General features: G+C 67.3%; 14 protein-coding genes and 1 pseudogene. 6 read left to right on the forward strand and 9 right to left on the reverse strand.

Annotation, left to right across the window (positions count from 1 at the left end):
• Positions 1–29 precede the first annotated feature (29 nt).
• Entirely contained in the window at positions 30–1235 is a 1206-nt protein-coding gene (gene glgA / locus QNO08_RS09445; RefSeq protein ID WP_229965801.1) for a glycogen synthase, read from the reverse strand.
• Positions 1236–1319: 84 nt separating this feature from the next.
• Here glgA and glgC point away from each other — a divergent pair.
• Positions 1320–2651: pseudogene (gene glgC / locus QNO08_RS09450) on the forward strand (glucose-1-phosphate adenylyltransferase); the annotation flags it as partial.
• A 150-nt stretch (positions 2652–2801) separates the two neighbouring features.
• On the forward strand, positions 2802–4238 hold the full coding sequence (locus QNO08_RS09455; protein ID WP_229965763.1) for an SDR family NAD(P)-dependent oxidoreductase: 1437 nt from the start codon (positions 2802–2804) through the stop codon (positions 4236–4238).
• Here the strand turns inward: QNO08_RS09455 and QNO08_RS09460 are convergent.
• On the reverse strand, positions 4217–7012 hold the full coding sequence (locus QNO08_RS09460; RefSeq protein WP_229965762.1) for a cation-translocating P-type ATPase: 2796 nt from the start codon (positions 7010–7012) through the stop codon (positions 4217–4219). The two genes, QNO08_RS09455 and QNO08_RS09460, sit on opposite strands and share 22 nt — an antisense overlap.
• 132 nt (positions 7013–7144) lie before the next feature.
• On the opposite strand from QNO08_RS09460, the gene QNO08_RS09465 reads away from it, so the two are divergent.
• From QNO08_RS09465 to QNO08_RS09480, 4 genes are all read left to right on the forward strand, one after another.
• Positions 7145–8164 carry a YeiH family protein gene (locus QNO08_RS09465; RefSeq protein WP_229965761.1) on the forward strand — a complete coding sequence of 340 codons (1020 nt, stop codon included), beginning with the start codon at positions 7145–7147 and terminating at the stop codon, positions 8162–8164.
• A 138-nt stretch (positions 8165–8302) separates the two neighbouring features.
• Complete coding sequence (locus tag QNO08_RS09470) at positions 8303–10009, forward strand: glycosyltransferase-like membrane protein (RefSeq protein ID WP_229965760.1); 1707 nt, start codon at positions 8303–8305, stop codon at positions 10007–10009.
• Positions 10010–10036: 27 nt separating this feature from the next.
• Positions 10037–12664, forward strand: a complete 2628-nt coding sequence (gene pepN, locus QNO08_RS09475) for an aminopeptidase N (protein WP_229965759.1) — start codon at positions 10037–10039, stop codon at positions 12662–12664.
• Positions 12665–12723: 59 nt separating this feature from the next.
• A complete protein-coding gene (locus QNO08_RS09480; protein ID WP_229965758.1) occupies positions 12724–13449 on the forward strand; it encodes an alpha/beta fold hydrolase in 726 nt (241 codons plus the stop codon).
• Positions 13450–13486: 37 nt separating this feature from the next.
• Here the strand turns inward: QNO08_RS09480 and QNO08_RS09485 are convergent, their stop codons facing one another.
• The 7 genes from QNO08_RS09485 to QNO08_RS09515 all read right to left on the reverse strand — a co-directional run bounded on the left by QNO08_RS09485 (position 13487) and on the right by QNO08_RS09515 (position 18967).
• The gene (locus tag QNO08_RS09485; protein ID WP_229965757.1) at positions 13487–13822 is read right to left on the reverse strand and encodes a cupin domain-containing protein; all 336 of its coding nucleotides are present in this window, start codon (positions 13820–13822) and stop codon (positions 13487–13489) included.
• A gap of 77 nt (positions 13823–13899) precedes the next feature.
• Positions 13900–14979 carry a lipoate-protein ligase LplAB gene (lplAB, locus tag QNO08_RS09490; protein ID WP_229965756.1) on the reverse strand — a complete coding sequence of 360 codons (1080 nt, stop codon included), beginning with the start codon at positions 14977–14979 and terminating at the stop codon, positions 13900–13902.
• A 90-nt stretch (positions 14980–15069) separates the two neighbouring features.
• Complete coding sequence (locus QNO08_RS09495; protein ID WP_227889826.1) at positions 15070–15327, reverse strand: type B 50S ribosomal protein L31; 258 nt, start codon at positions 15325–15327, stop codon at positions 15070–15072.
• A gap of 165 nt (positions 15328–15492) precedes the next feature.
• Positions 15493–16449: a hypothetical protein gene (locus QNO08_RS09500; protein ID WP_229965755.1), complete on the reverse strand. Its 957-nt coding sequence runs from the start codon at positions 16447–16449 to the stop codon at positions 15493–15495.
• Between the two features lie 85 nt (positions 16450–16534).
• A complete protein-coding gene (locus QNO08_RS09505; protein ID WP_229965754.1) occupies positions 16535–17347 on the reverse strand; it encodes a TrmH family RNA methyltransferase in 813 nt (270 codons plus the stop codon).
• Entirely contained in the window at positions 17348–18157 is an 810-nt protein-coding gene (locus QNO08_RS09510; RefSeq protein WP_229965753.1) for a sulfite exporter TauE/SafE family protein, read from the reverse strand.
• A 24-nt stretch (positions 18158–18181) separates the two neighbouring features.
• Positions 18182–18967 carry an ABC transporter ATP-binding protein gene (locus QNO08_RS09515; protein ID WP_229965752.1) on the reverse strand — a complete coding sequence of 262 codons (786 nt, stop codon included), beginning with the start codon at positions 18965–18967 and terminating at the stop codon, positions 18182–18184.
• Between the last annotated feature and the right edge of the window lie 54 nt (positions 18968–19021).

Consider the following 19021-nt stretch of genomic DNA (forward strand, 5'->3'; position numbering starts at 1 on the left):
TTCCGCAGTTAAGCGTTCCGCCGGTGCGGTCAGCGGGCCTGCGGCAGGACGGAGCGGTAGACCTCCAGCGTGGCGGCGGCGATGGAAGCCCAGGAAAACTCATCCGTCGCGCGTTGCCGGCCCGCCTCGCCCATCCGCCGGGCCCGTTCGGGATCGGTGACCACCTCGGTCAGCGCAGCGGCGAAGTCGCGGACAAAGCCCTCGGGATCGAGCGGTGTTCCGGTGCCGTCCGAGAGCTGCTCCAACGGCACCAGCAAGCCGGTCACGCCGGAGTTCACCACTTCGGGAATGCCCCCAGTGGCCGAGGCAACGACGGCGGTGCCGCACGCCATGGCCTCAAGGTTCACGATGCCGAGCGGTTCATAGATGGACGGGCAGGCGAAGACCGTGGCCGAGCTGAGCACCTTGATGAGCTCGCTGCGCGGCAGCATCCGCTCGATCACGACGACGCCGCTGCGCTTTGTGCGGAGTTCGTCGATCAGGACGCCGGTTTCGGCGGCCAGCTCCGGGGTGTCGGCAGCTCCGAGGCACAGCACGAGCTGGACCTCCGGAGGCAGCAGCGCGGCCGCACGCAGCAGGTACGGGACCCCCTTCTGCCGGGTGTTGCGCCCGACAAAAACCACACTGGGGCGGTCCGGATCGATGCCCAGGGCGCTGATGCCCTCGGGATCGGTGTCCGGGCGCCACAGCTCCACGTCGATGCCGTTGTGCACCACGCGCACCTTGGCCGGGTCGACCTCCGGGTAGCTGCGCAGGATGTCCTGCCGCATGCCTTCGGAGACGGCGATGATGGCGGCGGCGGCGTCGTACGCTGTTTTTTCCACCCAGGAGGACAGGGCGTAACCGCCGCCGAGCTGTTCCGCTTTCCACGGCCGCAGCGGTTCCAAGCTGTGGGCGCTGAGGACGTGCGGAACGCCGTACAACAGCGAACCGAGGTGCCCGGCCATGTTCGCGTACCAGGTGTGTGAATGCACCAGGTCCGCTCCGGCCAGGCCCTGGAGGATTTCCAGATCGGTGCCCAGCGTCTGGACGGCGGGATTCGCGGCGTCCAGTTCGGCGGGCACATCATAGGCGCTGACGACGGCGCCGTGGTAGTCGGAGTTTCGCGGGGCGCCAAAGCAGTGGACGCGCAGGTCCACCTGCTCGGCCAGCACACGGCTCAATTCCGCTACGTGGACACCTGCCCCGCCATAGATCTCGGGCGGGAATTCCTTGGACACAATATCTACTCGCACTAATCCAACGTAGTGCACCGACGCTCCGGTGATCTACTGTGAAGAACAGCAGACTTATTACTGGGCGGTTGATTGGCCCCAGGAATGAGCGCAGAAGCAAGCACCGCCAGATCAGAACACGTTAGACATGAAGTGAAACAGGGGAATACCAAAATGGCGCCAAAGAAGGTCCTGGCCGTTGTCCTTGCCGGCGGAGAAGGTAAACGCCTGATGCCGCTGACAGCGGACCGTGCAAAACCCGCCGTTCCATTTGCCGGCCGTTACCGGCTCATCGACTTTGCCCTCTCCAACCTGGTGAACTCGGGCTACCTGCAAATCGTGGTCCTCACCCAGTACAAATCCCACAGCCTGGACCGGCACATCTCGGAGACGTGGCGGCTGTCCACGCAGCTGCAAAACTACGTGGCCTCTGTTCCGGCCCAGCAGCGCGTGGGCAAGAGCTGGTTCCTGGGCAGCGCCAACGCGATCTACCAGTCCATGAACCTGATCGACGATGCCCGCCCGGACATCGTCGTGGTGATTGGCGCCGACCATGTGTACCGGATGGACTTCTCGCAGATGGTCGAAGCCCACATTGCGTCCGGCGCGTCGGTCAGCGTGGCAGCGGTCCGCCAGCCGCTGCACCTGGCCGACCAGTTCGGTGTCATTGAAACGGACCCGGAGAGCCCCGGCCGCATCGGCGCGTTCGTCGAGAAGCCGGCCACCACGCCGGGCCTGCCCGATGATCCGGACATGTTCCTGGCCTCCATGGGCAACTACGTCTTCAACACCGACGCCCTGGTCGAGGCGCTGAAGGTGGACGCCGAACGGCTGATCACCAAGCACGACATGGGCGGGGACATCATCCCGTACTTCGTGGAGCGCAATGACGCCGCTGTGTACGACTTTTCGCACAACGTCATCCCCGGCGCCACCGGCAGCGACCACCAGTACTGGCGCGACGTCGGTACCCTCGACTCGTACTATGACGCCAACATGGACCTCATTTCCCCGCTGCCGGCGTTCAACCTGTACAACCTGCAGTGGCCCATCTACACCCGGCAGAGCATCTCGCCGCCCGCGAAGTTCGTCCGCAGCGCTGCCGACCACCCCGGCACCGCGTTCGACTCGATCGTGTCCAACGGCGTCGTCATCTCCGGCGGCACGGTCACCGGATCCGTGCTGGCTCCGGATGTGTATGTCGATTCCGGCGCCACGGTCTCCGATTCCGTCCTCATGGACGGCATCCATGTCGGTGCCGGTGCCGTGGTGCGCCGGGCCATCATCGACAAGAACGTGGTGATTCCGCCGGGAGCCACCATCGGGGTTGACCGCGACCTGGACCTGGCCCGCGGGTTCACCGTGACCGCCTCCGGCCTCACGGTGCTGAGCAAGGGGCAGAAGGTCGCGCTTCCGGAACCCGAACCGGAAGTTGCTCCCGTTTAGGCATCCGCCGGCTGTGATCTTCCCCCGCCGCGGCGCCCGCAATAGCGGGCGCCGCGGCGTTTCGTTGTAAGGTCGGAAGGCACAAAAATTTGCCTTCGCCGTGTTGTTCGCCGGCGGGAAACACAGCAGAAACGACTTTTCATGAGCACCCCCGACCTGACTCCCGAAGATCTGCAGGCCTGCCTGCGGGTCCTGTCCTCCATCCACGTCCTGGACGAGGAGCACCCGGATTACGTTGCCGTCCGCCGGGCGACCGCCAAAATGTTCAAATCCGTGAAGAAGCACCGGAAGAATGAAAAGCGCGACGCCGCTGCGGACGCCGACCGCGCCGTCGTCGCCCGCACCGCCACCGGAGCCGCCGACCGCATCGACGACGAAACCCGCGGCGCCCAGCTGCGGACCTCGGCGCACGGACCGTCGGCCGGAACGCTGCTGAAGCCGCGCAACTGCTACATCTGCAAGCAGCCCTACACCGTGGTTGACGCGTTCTACCACCAGCTCTGCCCGGAATGTGCTGCCTTCAGCCACGCCAAGCGCGACGCCCGCACCGACCTCACCGGAAAACGTGCCCTGCTGACCGGCGGCCGCGCCAAGATCGGCATGTACATCGCCCTGCGGCTGCTGCGCGACGGCGCGCACACCACCATCACCACCCGCTTCCCCAAGGACGCCGCCCGGCGCTTCGCCGCCATGGAGGACTCCGCGGACTGGCTGCACCGGCTGCGGATCGTCGGCATTGACCTGCGCGACCCGGCGCAGGTCATCTCGCTGGCCGAGTCAGTGGCCGACGCCGGGCCCCTGGACATCCTGATCAACAACGCCGCCCAGACAGTGCGCCGCACGTCCAACGCGTACCAGCCGCTGGTCGACGCCGAGCTCGAGGAACTGCCGGCCGGCAACATGCCGGAGCTGGTGACCTTCGGCCACACCCACAACGCCCATCCCACAGCACTGGCGGGGTCGATCGCGGAACATCCCGTGCTCGCCGGCGACGCCGTCACCTCGCTGGCGCTGACGGCCGGTTCCTCCTCGCTGGAGAAGCTGGGCGCCGGAACGGCCATTGACGCCGGCGGACTGGTGCCGGACACCGCACCGATCAACAGCTGGACCCAGGTGGTGGACCAGGTGGAACCGCTGGAGATGCTCGAGGTCCAGCTCTGCAACGTGACCGCACCATTCCTGCTGGTCAACCGGTTGCGGCCGGCCATGGCCGCCTCGGGCGCCCGCCGGAAGTACATCGTGAACGTCTCGGCGATGGAGGGCCAGTTCTCCCGCCGGTACAAGGGCCCCGGGCATCCGCACACCAACATGGCCAAGGCCTCGCTGAACATGCTCACCCGCACCAGCGCCGAAGAAATGCTGGAAAGCGACGGCATCCTGATGACGGCCGTGGACACCGGCTGGATCACCGATGAGCGGCCGCATCCCACGAAGGTGCGCCTGGCCGAGGAGGGCTTCCACGCCCCCCTGGACCTGGTCGACGGCGCTGCCCGGGTCTACGACCCGATCGTCATGGGTGAGGAAGGCGTTGACCAGTTCGGCGTCTTCCTGAAGGACTACAAGCCCTCACCCTGGTAAGCCGGCGCTGAGGTCCGCAGCCGGAAGCGGGAGACCGCCTTCCGGATCTCGGAGATCCACAGCGCCGTCGACCCGACGCCGAGGGCCAGGAACCACTGGCCGGAGGTCAGGTCGGTGGTGTCGAAGAGCCCCTGCAGCACGCCCAGCTGCACCACCAGGACCTGCAGGACGACGACGGCGGCCAGCGACACCCAGATCGCCCGGTTGGTGAAGGTGTGCAGCGAGAAGACGCTGCCCGTGGCCGAGCGGACGTTCAGCAGGTTGAAGGCCTGGTAGAACACGAAGGTCGTGAACGCCAGGGTGGTGGCGAACAGCGGGTCGCCGGCGCTTTCGGGATACATCTGCGGCGCCAGGTACAGGACGCTGCAGGTCCCCACCGCCATGACAATGCCCATCGTCAGGATCCGCAGGATCCGCCGGCGAGTCAGCAGCGGTTCCCGGGCCGGCCGCGGCGGCTGCTTCATCAGGTCAGGATCGGCCGGGTCCACGCCCAGCGCCAGCGCCGGCGGGCCGTCCATGATGATGTTGACCCAGAGGATCTGCAGGGCGGTGAAGGGCGCTCCGCCGGCCAGCGAGAACGCCGCAGCCGCCAGGAAAATCAGCACGAACCCCCACGCCGTGGTGAGCTGGAAGCTGACGAACTTGAGGATGTTCGCGTAGATGCCCCGGCCTTCCTGCACAGCGGTGACGATGGTGGCGAAATTGTCATCCGTGAGGATCATCCGCGCCGCGCCCTTGGACACGTCGGTGCCGGTGATGCCCATCGCGATGCCGATGTCGGCGCGCTTGAGCGCCGGGGCGTCGTTGACGCCGTCGCCGGTCATGGCAACCACGGCGCCGTCCGCCTGCAGCGCCTCCACCATCCGGATCTTGTGCTCGGGCGAAACCCGCGCCAGCACCCCGTAGCCGGGAGCCCGTTCGCGCAGCGCCTGGTCGTCGAGGCCGTCAAGGGCGGAGCCGGAGACCGCTTCGCCGCCGATTCCAAGGTCCTTGGCGATGGCGGAGGCAGTGATCAGGTGGTCGCCGGTAATCATGTGCACGCTGATTCCGGCCCGGTGGGCCCGCGCTATCGCTTCGGCGGCTTCGGGGCGGGGCGGATCCATGATGCCGACGACGGCGTACAGGGTCAGCCCGGTGACGCTGTCCCGGAGGGCATCGGAATCGGCGGGCAGCCCGCCGTCCACCGGCCGGCCCGCTGCTGCCATGGTGCGCAGCCCCTGCCGGGCCAGGGCCGCCACTTCCTCCGAAATCCGTTTCCGGTCCTCGGGGCGCAGCGGCCGGTCTCCGTCCGCGGTGGACAGGAACTCCGAGCGCTCCAGCAGGACTCCGGGGGCTCCCTTGGCGTAGCAGAACAGTTCCCCGCCCGCCGCCTCCCCGGGCGCTCTCTCTCCGGATGCGTCGTCGGCCGCGTCCCCGCCGCCGGGAGAACGGTTGAACGTGGCCATGAATTTGTAGTCGGAGTCGAAGGGAACTTCGGCCATCCGCGGATGGGAAGCGCGTGCGCCGTCGGCGTCGATGCCGCCCTTTTCCGCCAGCACCACCAGGGCGCCCTCGGTGGGATCACCGGTGAGGACGCCGTTGCGCACCGATGCGTCGTTGCACAGGGCGAAGCCGAGGAAGGCCGGGGTAAGGGCGGAGACCGGGTGTCCGTCGGCGCTGAGCAGGGCCCCTTCGGTGGAGTACCCGGACCCTGACACCCGGAAGACCCGGCCGGAGGCCGCGTAGACGCGCCGCACGGTCATCTCGTTCAGGGTCAGGGTGCCGGTCTTGTCGGTGCAGATCTGGGAGGTGCTGCCCAGGGTCTCCACGGCCGCCAGCTGCTTGATGATGGCGCCGCGGGCAGCCAGCCGGGACGCTCCCATGGCCAGCGTGAAGGCGACGACGGCGGTCAGCCCTTCGGGGATGGTGGCCACTGCCAGGGAGACGGCGGTCAGGAACAGATCTTCCCAGCTGTCCCCGCGCAGCAGGCCGAGCACGAACACGACGGCGACGACGATCAGCGCCACGTAGGTCAGCAGCCTGGCCAGCTGGTCGATGCTGCGCTGCAGGATCGTTTTTTCGTCCGCCGTGGTGCCCAGGAGGTGGGCGATCCGGCCGATCTGGGTCTCCATGCCGGTGCCGGTGACCAGCAGCACCGCACGGCCGCGACTCACATCGGTGTCCATGTAGAGCATGTTGGTGCGGTCGCCCACCGGCAGTTCGGGGTCGGCCAGGGCAGCCGTGGTCTTGTTGACGGGCTGCGACTCCCCCGTCAGCGCTGCCTCGGCCACCTGCAGCCGGACGGCTTCCAGCAGCCGGCCGTCAGCGGGAATGGTGTCCCCTGCCTCCAGGAGGACCACGTCACCGGGCACCAGGTCGGTGCGCGGGATGTCCAGCGTCCGTCCGCCGCGGCGGACCGTGGCCACTGAGATCGAAGTGCTCCGCAGGGCTTCCAGGCTGTTTTCCGCCCGTTGCTCCTGCACATAGTTCAGCACCGTGTTCAGCGTGATCACCGCGAGGATGACCACCGGTGTTTCCCATTCCCGGGAGACGACGGCGCTGATGACGGCAGCACCGATCAGCACCAGGATGAGGCGGTCCGTCAGCAGGCCCAGGATCTTGCGCCAGGCCGGTACCTTCCGGCCCGCAGCCAGTTCGTTGCGGCCGTACCGGGTGGTGCGCTGCTGTGCCTGGTCGGCGGAGAGCCCGGTGTCCGGGGTAACCTCCAACTGCGCCGCAACCTGCGAAGCAGATAATGTCCAGGGCTGTTCGGGCATCTGATCGTCCACGTGCATGGGTTTGCCTCTGGCGGTAGGGGGTGCTGTTCACTCTAACAAAGCAGCCGCCGGCAAACTCCCGTTGGAACGGGAACCGGGAGCTGAGCGGTCATGTTTGGCGGGGAAGGGATTCTGCGGCAGGGTGGAACCGTGAACCGCACTCCCCGGCAAAGAACCGCCACCGCAGTGCTGCCCGGCCTGGTCACCGCTGCCGCGGCAGTGCTTCCTGCGTACCTGCTGCACTGGCTGTTTCCCTGGCTGCCGGTCCTGACCACGGCGGTGGTCCTTGGGCTGCTCGCCGCGAACCTGCCGGGGATTTCCCCGGCCGTGGCCGGCCCGCTGAAGCCGGGGCTGTCGCTGGCGGCCCGGAGACTGATGCGGGCCGGCATCGTGCTGCTGGGGTTGAAGGTCTCGCTGGTCGATATTGCCGGCCTGGGCTGGACCGCCCTGCTCCTGATCGCAGCGCTGGTGGGGGCGGCCTTCGCCGGAACCTACCTGGTGTGCCGGGCGTTTCGCCTGCCGGGGCAGGAGCCCCTGCTGATCGCTTCGGGCTTCTCGATCTGCGGAGTCTCCGCCATCGGTGCGATGGCCGCGGCCCGCAGGGTGCGGCACGAAGACACGGTGGTGCCGATAGCGCTGGTTACCCTTTGCGGAACGCTCGCCATCGGCGTGCTGCCGCTGCTGGGGTCGCTCCTGGATTTGCCGGCCGAAACGCTGGGCATCTGGGCCGGCGCCTCCGTCCACGACGTCGGCCAGGTGGTCGCCACCGCGCAGACGGCAGGCACGGCGGCGCTCGCCGCCGCCGTCGTCGTCAAGCTGGCGCGGGTGGTCCTGCTGGCTCCGCTGGCCGCCGCCGCCGGACTGCTCGGGCGCCGGTCGGCCCGGGGAGAACAGACCCCGGGCAAACTGCCGCCGCTGGTGCCGCTGTTTGTGGCCGGGTTCCTCGCCCTCATTGTTGTCCGCACCACCGGGGTGCTGCCGGAAAGCGTGCTGTCGGCCGCCGCCGTGGTGCAGGAAGTATTTTTCGCCGCCGCCCTCTTCGCCCTGGGCGCCGGAGTGCGGTTCCGGGCTCTGTTCGTGTCCGGATTCCGGGCCCTGGCCGCCGCACTGGTTTCCTGGTTCCTCATTGGCGGCCTGGGGCTGGCTCTGGCGCTGACCCTGTCCCGGTAAGGCCCGGGGCAGCGTCAGGGGACACTGAATCCGACCTTCACTCTTGCCCCCGGCGCCTGACGCCCCCTACTCTCGCCAGCACCAATTCAGCGACGCCGAATCCAGCTCACCGCCTCCTGCCCCAAAGGACGGGATATTTTGGCGAATCAACAGCGGGCCCACCCCGGCGGCACCGGTACCGGCAGCACGCGTTCAGGCGACGGGACCGCGCCGGCGGACGCCGGTGCCCCGCACCGGAACCGGAACAACCTGCTTTCAACCATGGCCGGCCTGGTGTTCTGCGGGGTGAGCCTGTGGTCCCTGCTGGGGAACCTGGTGGACCCGCACTACGGCGTCTCCCGCTACGAAACCTCGTGGGCGCTCGCCGCTGCCGCCGTGGTGTTGCTCCTGATGGCCGGCCTATACCTGGGCCTGCGGAAGGCCGAACCGCACCTGCTCAGACACCCCATCCCGGGACGGCTGGCATCGGCCGCGGTCTGGATGGCACTTTTCGCCCTGCAGGTACGGTTGTCCTGCGCCGTGCGGCTGCCGGCGGACTGGGACTCGCACCCCATGTTCGTGTCCGCGACGGGGCTGGCGCTGGGAACCCGGACCGAAATCGACTCCGGCTACTTCTCCCTGAACCCCAACAACATCCTGCTGACGCTGTTGCTGTCCGTGTACTTCGGCCTGGTCGTCTCGCTGGGCGTAACCGATCTGGAGGTCGCCGCCGCTTTCCTGAACGCCGTCGTGCTCTTCGCCGGGATCGCCCTGACGTACGCGGCGGCCCGCATGCTCGGAGGCCGCACGGTGGCCGCGTTCACGCTGCTTCCCTCCACCATTTTCGTGCTCTTGTCCCCGTGGCTCGGTGTCCTTTACTCAGACACGACGGGACTGGTTTTTCCGGTCCTGATCCTGTGCCTGCTGTTGGCTTCGCAGCGGTCCCGGCGTCTCGCCGGCCGGGTTGCGCTGTGGATTTTGGCCGGTGGGGCGGGAGCCGTGGGGTACGGCGTCAAACCAACAGTCATCATCTGCCTCCTTGCCGCCGGCATCACTGCGGCCTGCTCCCCCGTGCTGCGCGGCAGGGGCCGGAGCGCCGGGACCCTGCTCCTGGGCGCCGCAGTGGTTGCCGGCAGCGTCATGGCCGGACATCGGATCCTTGAGTTCCTGGAACAGCGGACGACGGCGATCGGGTTCGATGTCGAGGACAACCCGGCGGCCATCCCGCCAACCCATTTCCTGAAGGTCGGGTCGCAGAGCAGGCAAGGACCCCACGGCCTGCTTTACGGCTGCTTCAACAATGAGGACTACTGGAGCACGGTGAATATTGCCGATCCGGACGAGCGGTTCCAGCAGGGACTCCACGTTTATGCGGAGCGGGTGTCCGCCATGGGTCCGGCCGGCTATGCGGACTTCCTGAACCACAAGCTGCTGTGGGTCACCGGGGACGGCTCCTTCTTCTCTTGGGGTGAGGGCGTCCGGACGGGCGATGAGTTTGTGTCCACCGCTCCGGCGGACCGCGGCATTCAGGATATGTACGGCAACAACCGTCCCGGGTTCCCCTGGCTGTTGTCGCTCTGGCAGGGGGCGTGGTTTGTGGTGCTGGCACTGGTGGCGGTGCCGCTGGTGTTTCGAACGCCCCGTCTGTTGCTGCCGGAGGTCTCTGCCGTGCGCATAGCACTGCTCGGGCTGCTGCTGTTCCTGTTGCTGTCCGAGGGCCGGGCCCGCCTCCTGTACCTCTACGTCCCGTACTTCATCCTGCTTGCTTCGCTCTCCTTCCAGGCAGTGGCGGACAGTCTCCTGCCGGCCCGGGTGTTGCGCGGCCCGCGCGGCGGGCAAAGAGCGGAGTTCCGATCCGGGACCTGAGGCGACCGGAAGTGGTTGAATGATGGGGTGTCGAACCAGAATCTGCGCCGTGAAGAAGCCGCCGCCCGCTCAGCCCTTATATCCGTTGCAACCTACGACGTCGATCTTGATCTGAGCACCGCCGAGGACCCTGATGCTCCCGGGTTCCGGTCCCGGAGCACCATCACGTTCCGCTGTGCCGAGCCCGGCGCGGCCACGTTCCTGGACTTTATCCACGGCGGCGTGTCCTCCGTGGTCCTGAACGGCCGGGAGCTGCCGCTGGAGGGCACAGTGGACGGTTCGCGGATCCACTTGGCGGATTTGGCTCCCGAGAACACCGTCACGGTGGACGGGACGGCCCTGTACAGCCGCAGCGGCGAGGGAATGCACCGGTTCACCGATCCGGCGGATTCCCGCACCTACCTCTATACCCAGTACGAGCCCGCCGACGCCCGGCGCGTGTTTGCGAACTTCGAACAGCCGGACCTGAAGGCCGCCTTCACGTTCGCGGTAACGGCGCCCTCGGACTGGGCCGTGGCCTCCAACGGGGCAGAGGTCTCGTGCACGCCGCTTGCTGAGGGGCAGTACAGCCGCCGGGAATTCGCGCCCACCCGGCGCATCTCCACCTACATCACGTCGGTGCTGGCAGGACCGTATTTCAAGGCTGAGGATTCCTGGTCCGGAACACTGGAGGACGGGTCGGTCCTGGATGTTCCGCTGGGTGCCTACTGCCGGGCCTCCATGGCCGGGTCCTTTGATCCGCAGAACATCTTCGACATCACCAAGCGCGGCCTGGACTACTTCCACGGGCTGTTCGCCTACCCGTATCCGTTCGGCAAGTACGATTCAGCCTTCGTTCCCGAGTACAACCTGGGGGCCATGGAAAACCCGGGCCTGGTGACCTTTACCGACGCCTACGTGTTCCGATCCAAGGCCACCGAGGCCCAGTACGAGGCACGCGCCAACACCATCCTGCACGAAATGGCTCACATGTGGTTCGGCGACCTCGTGACCATGGCGTGGTGGGACGACCTCTGGCTGAAGGAATCCTTCGCCGACTACATGGGTGCCCTCGCCGTTGACCAGGCCACCGACTTCACCAATTCCTGGGTCTCCTTTGCCAACCGCCGCAAGGCCTGGGCGTATGTCCAGGACCAGCTGCCCACCACCCATCCGATCGTCGCGGACATCACCGACCTCGAAGCGGCCAAGCAGAATTTTGACGGCATCACCTACGCCAAGGGCGCGTCAGTGCTCAAGCAGCTGGTCGCCTACGTGGGCTTCGACGCGTTCATCGCGGCGGCCCGCAATTATTTCCGCGACCATGCCTACGGCAACACCACCCTCGCTGACCTGCTCGACGCCCTGAGCACGGCCTCGGGCCGGGACATGGCCGCCTGGTCCCGGCTGTGGCTGCAGACAGCCGGCGTGCCGACCCTGACTCCCCGCGTCGAAACGGACGACGACGGCGCCTACACCTCCGTGACGATTGTCCAGGACGCTCCGGATCCGGTCAGCGGCGAGCAGGTGCCGCGGCCGCACCGCCTGCGCATCGGACTGTACAACCCGGACAACACCGGCGACCTCGCCGCGGGAAGCACCCTGGTGCGCACCGGCAGCCTGGAGATCGACGTCGTCGGGCCGCGCACCGATGTGCCCGAGCTGGTGGGAACGCAGCGTCCGGCGCTGCTGCTGCTGAACGACGAGGACCTGACCTACGCCAAGATCCGGTTCGACAACGACTCCCTGCAGACCCTGCTGCATTTCCTGGGCCTGATTCCCGATCCGCTGACCCGGGCCGTGTGCTTCTCGGCCCTGTGGAACAGCGTTCGGGACGGGGCGCTCAGCGCCCGGGACTATGTCCGGCTGATCGTGCAGGCCGCGCCGGCGGAAACCGGGGCCGGCGTCCTGCAGGTGATCCTCGACAACGCCCGTTTTGCCGTGGACCGCTATGCTCCGGCGGAACACCGCAGCACCCTTCGCGAGAACCTGTACTCGCTGGTGGTCGAGCAGCTCCACGCCGCGGATCCCGGCAGCGACCGGCAGCTGGTGTGGGCCCGCAGCGCGGCGGCCCTGGGGCGGCGCAGCGCCGCGCACGCAGAGCTGCTGCGGGGCCTGCTGGACGGAACGGTGAAGGTGCCGGGGCTGGCCGTGGACTCGGACCTGCGCTGGCTGTTGTGGGTGGCGCTGGCCGCGACCGGCAATGCCCGCCGGGCGGAGCTGGACGCCGAACTGGCGCGCGATTCCACCGCTTCCGGACGGGTGGGCTTCACGACCGCGACGGCGGCGTTCCCCGAACCCGCCGCCAAGGCCGCCGCGTGGCAGGATGCCGTTCATTCGGACGAGCTGTCCAACCAGTTGCTGTCGGCCACCATCGAAGGCTTCACCATTGGCAGCACCGAGCTGTTGGGGGTCTTCGCCGCCGACTACTTCGCGTCGCTGGCCCTGGTGTGGAGCTCCCGCAGCATTGAGCTGGCCAGCCGCATTGTCACCGGGCTGTTCCCGGGCGCACAGGACCTGCCCGAGCACATGGTTCCCGCCGATCACCCGGTCCTGGTGGCCAGCATGGACTGGCTCGAGGCGAACCCGCAGGCCCCGGCGGCCCTGCGCAGGATCATCGTGGAGCAGCAGGACCAGCTGCTGCGGGCGCTGCGGGCACAGGCTGCCGGCAGGTAGGCGCCGGCGGTGTGCACGGACCCCGTGCGCACCGCTGCGCCGCCTGCGAGCATTGTGGCATGACGACTCACACGAACAGCCCGACCATCCTTCTGATCCCGGGACACTGGCTGGGAGCCTGGGCGTGGGACGAAGTCCTGGAACACCTGACTGCCATGGGCCGGCGAGCTGTTCCCCTCACCTTGCCCGGCCTCGACGGGACAGACCCGGACAGAGCGTCCAGGACTCTCCACGATCAGACAGCGGCAGTCGAGCAGGCCATGGCCGGGGAAACCGGCCCGGTGGTCATCGTCGCCCACAGCGGAGCCAGCACTCCGGTGAGCCTCGTGCTCGATCGGCACCCCCACCTGATCCGCCGGGTGATCTGGGTCGACAGTGGTCCGGTCGCGTCCGGTACCGTCTTCGACCCCGGTGTCCCCGCGGAAATGGAAGAGCTTCCGCTGCCGTCCTTTGAATCGCTCGGACAGCAGGCCAGTCTTGACGGCCTGAACGCCGACGTTCTTGAGCGTTTCCGGACGCGGGCGGTTCCCGAACCCGGGCCCGTGTTGCGCCAGCCTGTGGAGCTCGGCAACGAGGAACGGTTCAAGGTCCCGGCAACCCTTGTCTGCTGCTCGATCCCGAGCACCCAGATGATGGAGCTGGCCCGTTCCGGCCATCCCGTGTTCGCCGAAGTGGCCAGGCTCGAGAACCTGGACCTTATCGACCTGCCGACGGGCCACTGGCCCATGTGGAGCCGTCCCGCCGACCTTGCCGGGGTCCTCGCAGCAGCCTCCCAGGCCAGCTAAAGCGCAGCCCGCTACTCGGGGCAACGGGGCAGGACGGTCAGCGGTCCCGCTTGGCGACAGTCAGCAGCACCGCGGAGTCCTCCACTGCCTCGAGGGAATGCCGGGCCTGCGGCACGATCAGCAGGTCCCCTGCCGAGCCTTCCCAGGAATCCCCTTCCGAGTGCAGCCGGACACGGCCCTTCAGCACGTGGATCGTCGCTTCGCCGGGGTTTTCATGTTCGTCCAGGAGGAACCCGGCGTTCAGGGCGATCAGTGTTTGCCGGAGCACGTGTTCGTGGCCCCCGTAAACCGTCTGGGCACTGCGTCCGCTCGACGCTCCGCCGGCGAGCTGCAGCTGGGTCCGCACCAAGGCGGTCAGGGACTTTTTTTCCATGCACGGCAGTCTACTAGGGCAGGAGCACCGCGGCGCCAACTTCGCCGTCGTGCTCCTGCCCTGCCGCGGCAGGAGCGTTACGGAACCCGGTTGAGCCATTCCGCGGTGCCGAACTTCTCGGCCACCTTGGCTTCGGCCCGCGCCAGCTCCTCGCCGGTGATGCCGGCGGGAACCGCGCCGTAGCGCGCGGTGAAGGTTTCCATCATGGTGGAGATGATTTCTTCCCGGGTCAGCCCGGTCTGGCGGCGCAGCGGATCGACCCGCTTCTTGGCGCTGGTGGTCCCCTTGTCGGAGAGCTTTTCCTTGCCGATCCGCAGGACTTCGAGCATTTTGTCGGCGTCAATGTCATAGGACATGGTGACGTGGTGCAGCATTCCGCCGTTGCTGAAACGCTTCTGGGCGGCACCGCCAATCTTCCCCTGGTCAGTGGCGATGTCGTTGAGCGGCTGGTACCAGGCCTTGATGCCCAGCTTCTCCAGCGACTCCATCACCCAGGCGTCAAGGAACGGATAGGACTCGGCGAAACTGAGTCCGTCCACCAAGGACTGCGGTACGTAAATCGAGTAGGTGATGGCGTTGCCGTGTTCCATGAACATGGCCCCGCCGCCGCTGATGCGGCGCACCACCGTCACCCCGTGCTTTTCGGCGCCCTGCGGGTCAACCTCGTTGCGCAGCGACTGGAAACTGCCGATGACCACCGATGGTGCTTCCCATTCCCAGAACCGGAGGGTGGGGTTGCGCCTGCCCGCTCCGACCTCCTCGGCCAGGACCTCGTCCATGGCAACGTGCATCGGTGTGGAGAGGGGTGTGGGGCCGATGATCTCCCACTGGTGGTCGTTCCAGCCTGTGGCCTTGGCCAGCGCGCGGCGCACAGTGGTGGCAATGGCTTCCGGCGAGAATCCGAACAGGACGGCGTCAGCGGGCAGGTTCCGTCGGACAGCGGCAGCAATGTCAATGCCGGCCGTGTCTTCCGGAAGTCCCTCCAGCGCTTTGTTGATGTCCGCCAGGGCGTCGTCGGGCTCCAGGAAGAAGTCACCGCTGAGCGACACGTCCGCCAGCTTGCCGTCCCTGACTTCCAGGTCCACCACCACAAGTTTGCCGCCGGCCACCTTGAACTCACCGTGCAGGCGGTTGTTGTGCCGTTCTGAGCTGCTCATTGAGTTTCCTTTTCCGCAAGTAAAAAGGCCCGCCCGGATGTCCGGGCGGGCCTTCCTAGTCTAGAACCTGTGCTGTTCTTTACGAACGGGTTACTTCTTGCCGCCGAAGCCCTTGAAGCGGGCGTTGAAGCGCTCGACACGGCCGGCGGAGTCCATGATGCGCTGCTTGCCCGTGTAGAACGGGTGCGATGCGGAGGAGATTTCCACCTCGATGAGGGGGTAGGTGTTGCCGTCTTCCCACTCGATCGTCTTGGCGGAAGTAGCCGTGGAGTTCGTCAGGAACGCGGTGTCGGACGCGAGATCGCGGAAAACAACCGGGCCATACTTGGGGTGGATATCAGACTTCAATGTATTACCTTCTTTTGGTGCCTGGATTTTGCCAGGCACTGGTGGTTGAAAGCTTGGAATGCCCCCATGGGGCGCAGTTCAATGCGCACACGGGGATCAGCAATTCAGCATACCGCATCCCGGGCCGCTGGTTAAAGCCGGATCCGGTTACTGCCGGAGGTCCCGTTACTGCCGGAGGTCCCATGCGCTGTTGACGGCCGTGATGCTGGAGCTGATTCCCCTGGCCTGTCCGGTGAGTTCAAAACGGACCGGTCGATAGTAATCGTCGAGCCACACCGTCAGCTCCGTTGGCATCATGTCATCGGCGGCGGCATCCCCGGCGCGGACCCCGCTGATCTTGGTCCTGGCGGCCCCGTTGAGGATGGCGCCGTAATCCACCTCCAGGGCTGCGGCGCCGCCGAACAGTGCTCCCACCCGGTCCGGGTTCACGGTGAGCTCGGCGGCGGAGGCCAGCACTGCCGCGTAGGCCTCCTCGGGGGTGCCGGAGGCATCGGCCTTGATCCTGCCCCCGCCGGTGTCGACGCTGCTGCCGCCGGCGCCCGCCGTGATCCGCAGGTCCAGTCCCTGGTTTTCCAGGGTGAGCGAGAACTCCGGCGCGGTGGTGAACTGCACGGTGTGTTGTCCCTGCGGGAGCCAGCTCGACGCCGTTTCCAGGGTCTGCGTTGCTCCGCCTCCGGCGGTCATGCCGGCGCTGATGCAGGCCGCGGCCTCGTTCGGCGGCATAACCGCCGGGTCGCGGCGCAGCAGGAACTGGCAGGCGTCCTGGACCAGCTGGGGCATGCCGGCTTGGCTGCCGCTGACGCCGACCTTCAGCGGTTCCGCGGCCGGTTCCGGCACGGCGGCGCTTGGGGTGGCCGGCACTGAAGGAGAGGGCGGCGCTGAAGGAGAGGGCAGAACCGGACGCGGTGCCGGTGCGCCGGGCACGGATGCCGGGCCGGACACGCTCTGCCTGTCCCTGAACTGTTCGGCGGTCGGCCCGCAGGCCGCCAGCGGCAGCAGCAGCGCGGCCGCCAGCGCCGCCGTCCAGGCAGAAACACGGGCGCTGTCAGGAGAAGGGGCAGCCGAAGGCCCGGCCCGGGAAGAGCGCCGGCGCTGGAACGCCCGGCTTGAACCAATACGCATAGCGGCCTCAGGAACGAATGCGGAGGGTGATCAATGACGACGCAAGTGTTGCACCAAAGCCGGATGAAGGTAAGCGAAACCGCGCCTATTTCGGCTGCGGCCGGCATTCCCAGAACGCCACGGCACTGGCGGCAGCGACATTCAGCGAGTCCACTCCCGCGCTCATCGGGATCCGGACGGTGAGGTCGACGGCGGAGAGGGTGCCGGCGGCCAGGCCGTCCCCCTCGGTTCCCAGCACCAGGGCCAGGCGCTCGTCCCGGCGGGCCCCGAGCTCGTCCAGGCTTACCGAATCCTCGGCCAGGGCCAGCGCGGCGGTGACGAAGCCGGCGTCGCGCAGCGCCGCCAGCTGGCCGGGCCAGTTTTCCAGCCGCATCCAGGGCACCTGGAAGACCGCTCCCATGCTGACGCGGATGGCCCTCCGGTAGAGCGGGTCGGCGCAGCGCGGACTGACGAGGACGGCGTCCACCTGCAGTGCTGCCGCGGAGCGGAAGATGGCACCAATGTTGGTGTGGTCCACGATGTCCTCCAGCACGGCCACCCGCCGGGCAGAGGCCAGCAGCGGGGCCAGTTCACGGGGCGCCGGGCGCTCCATGGCGGCCAGCGCACCGCGGTGCAGATGGAATCCGGTGATTTCCTCCAGGATTTCCGCCGTGCCTACATAGGCGGGAACCTCCGGATACCGGTCCAGCAGGTCCTGCAGGTCGGGAATCCACTTCTCGGCCAGGAAAAAGGACCGGGGCCGGTGCCCGGCGTCCAGAGCCCGGCGCAGAACTTTGGAGGACTCGGCGATGTACATGCCTTCCGCGGGCTCGCGGCGGCGGCGCAGGGCGGTGTCGGTCAGGTTGGTGTAGTCGGCGACGCGCGGGTCGGCGGCGGTGCGAAGGTACTGGAGGGTCACTCAGAACAGCATATTCCACAGTGCCACCAGGCCCAGCAGCACGATGACCGTGCGCAGGACCACCGGCGAGAGCCTGCGCCCCAGGGCAGCGCCGGCAAAACCGCCGATCAGCGAGCTCACGGCAATGAGGGCGACCACTGGCCACACAATCCGGTCGAAGGCGAAGAGCAGGTAGGAAACTGCTGCCACGATGTTCACGCCCAGCACCAGGATGTTCTTCATGGCGTTGGCATTCTGGATGCTGCCGTGCAGGAAGATGCCCAGGATTCCCACCAGCAGGATTCCCTGCGCAGCCACAAAGTAGCCGCCGTAGACACCGGCCAGATAGATCAGGATGATCAGGATCACGGTCTGGCGGCGGGGAGCTTTCGGCGCGGCGGAAAGGGTGGATCCGCCGGACTGCGGCTCCGGCGCTGACGCTTCGGCACGGCGGCGAACCCACCGCTGCAGCGCGGGCTGGAAGATGACGAACAGCAGCGCCACCACAATCAGGTACGGCGCCACCGCACTGAACACGCTCTCCGGCAGGTGCAGCAGCAGCGCCGCGCCGGTGATGCCGCCCAGGATCGAGGCCGGCAGCAGTTTCAGGAGTGTTGATTTCAGCCCGGCCAGTTCCCGCCGGTAGCCCCAGGACCCGGCCAGGTTTCCGGCGATCAGTCCCATGGCATTGGAAATGGTGGCGGCCACCGGGGCATAGCCCAGGGCCACCAGGACCGGGAAGGTTACCAGTGTGCCGGAGCCGACGACGGCGTTGATGGTTCCCGCCCACAGTCCGGCAAAAAAGACCAGGGCGCTATGGAACAGGTCCATGACGCTACCGCCTGCGGGGCAGCGTCAGCGGCGGGCGGTGGCGGACCACCGGCCGCCGTCGTGATGCACGTCCAGCGGCAGGTCGAAGGCGGCGCTGAGGTTCTCTTCGGTGAAGACGCCGTCGATCGGACCGGAGGCCACGACGCCGCCGTCGCGCAGCAGCAGCGCGTGGGTGAAGCCCGGAGGCACCTCTTCAAGATGGTGGGTGACCAGGACCATCGCGGGTGCTTCCTCGTCGCGGGCCAGGTCCGCCAGGCGTGCCACCAGGTCCTCGCGGCCCGCCAGGTCCAGGCCGGCCGCCGGCTCGTCCAGGAGCAGCAGCTCCGGGTCGGTCATCAGGGCCCGGGCAATCTGGACGCGCTTGCGCTCACCCTCGCTCAGGGACGCAAAGCTGCGGTTGATGAAGGTGGACATGCCCCAGTCGTGGAGCAGGTGGAAAGCGCGGCGTTCGTCGAGCTTTTCGTACTTTTCGCGCCAGCGTCCGGTCATGCCGTAGGACGCGGTCAGCACCACGTTGAGCACGGTTTCATGCTCGGGGATCTGGTTTGCCAGTGCCGCTGAGGCCAGGCCGATCCGCGGGCGCAGTTCAAACACGTCGACCGTTCCGAGGACTTCCTCAAGGATTCCGGCGACTCCGCGGGTGGGGTGCATGCGTCCGCCGGCGATCTGCAGCAGCGTGGTCTTTCCGGCGCCGTTGGGCCCCATGATGACCCAGCGCTCCCCCTCCTTGACCTGCCAGTTAACTGCGTCCAACAGGGTCTTGCCGCCGCGAACGACACTTACGGCAGCAAATTCAAGAACATCACTCATAGCACTAGACATTAGGCTAAAGAAAGGGCCGATGGCTAAACGTGATGCCGGCAG

Origin of the sequence: Arthrobacter sp. zg-Y820 (assembly GCF_030142155.1) — a bacterium.
In the GTDB taxonomy this organism is placed as follows: domain Bacteria; phylum Actinomycetota; class Actinomycetes; order Actinomycetales; family Micrococcaceae; genus Arthrobacter_B.

Coding starts and splice junctions, on each gene's coding strand:
- QNO08_RS09455 (WP_229965763.1), top strand. CDS start 2,802: ATGAGCACCCCCGACCTGACTCCCGAAGATCTGCAGGCCTGCCTGCGG.
- QNO08_RS09460 (WP_229965762.1), bottom strand. CDS start 7,012: ATGCACGTGGACGATCAGATGCCCGAACAGCCCTGGACATTATCTGCT.
- QNO08_RS09480 (WP_229965758.1), top strand. CDS start 12,724: ATGACGACTCACACGAACAGCCCGACCATCCTTCTGATCCCGGGACAC.
- QNO08_RS09485 (WP_229965757.1), bottom strand. CDS start 13,822: ATGGAAAAAAAGTCCCTGACCGCCTTGGTGCGGACCCAGCTGCAGCTC.
- lplAB (WP_229965756.1), bottom strand. CDS start 14,979: ATGAGCAGCTCAGAACGGCACAACAACCGCCTGCACGGTGAGTTCAAG.
- QNO08_RS09500 (WP_229965755.1), bottom strand. CDS start 16,449: ATGCGTATTGGTTCAAGCCGGGCGTTCCAGCGCCGGCGCTCTTCCCGG.
- QNO08_RS09510 (WP_229965753.1), bottom strand. CDS start 18,157: ATGGACCTGTTCCATAGCGCCCTGGTCTTTTTTGCCGGACTGTGGGCG.
- QNO08_RS09515 (WP_229965752.1), bottom strand. CDS start 18,967: ATGAGTGATGTTCTTGAATTTGCTGCCGTAAGTGTCGTTCGCGGCGGC.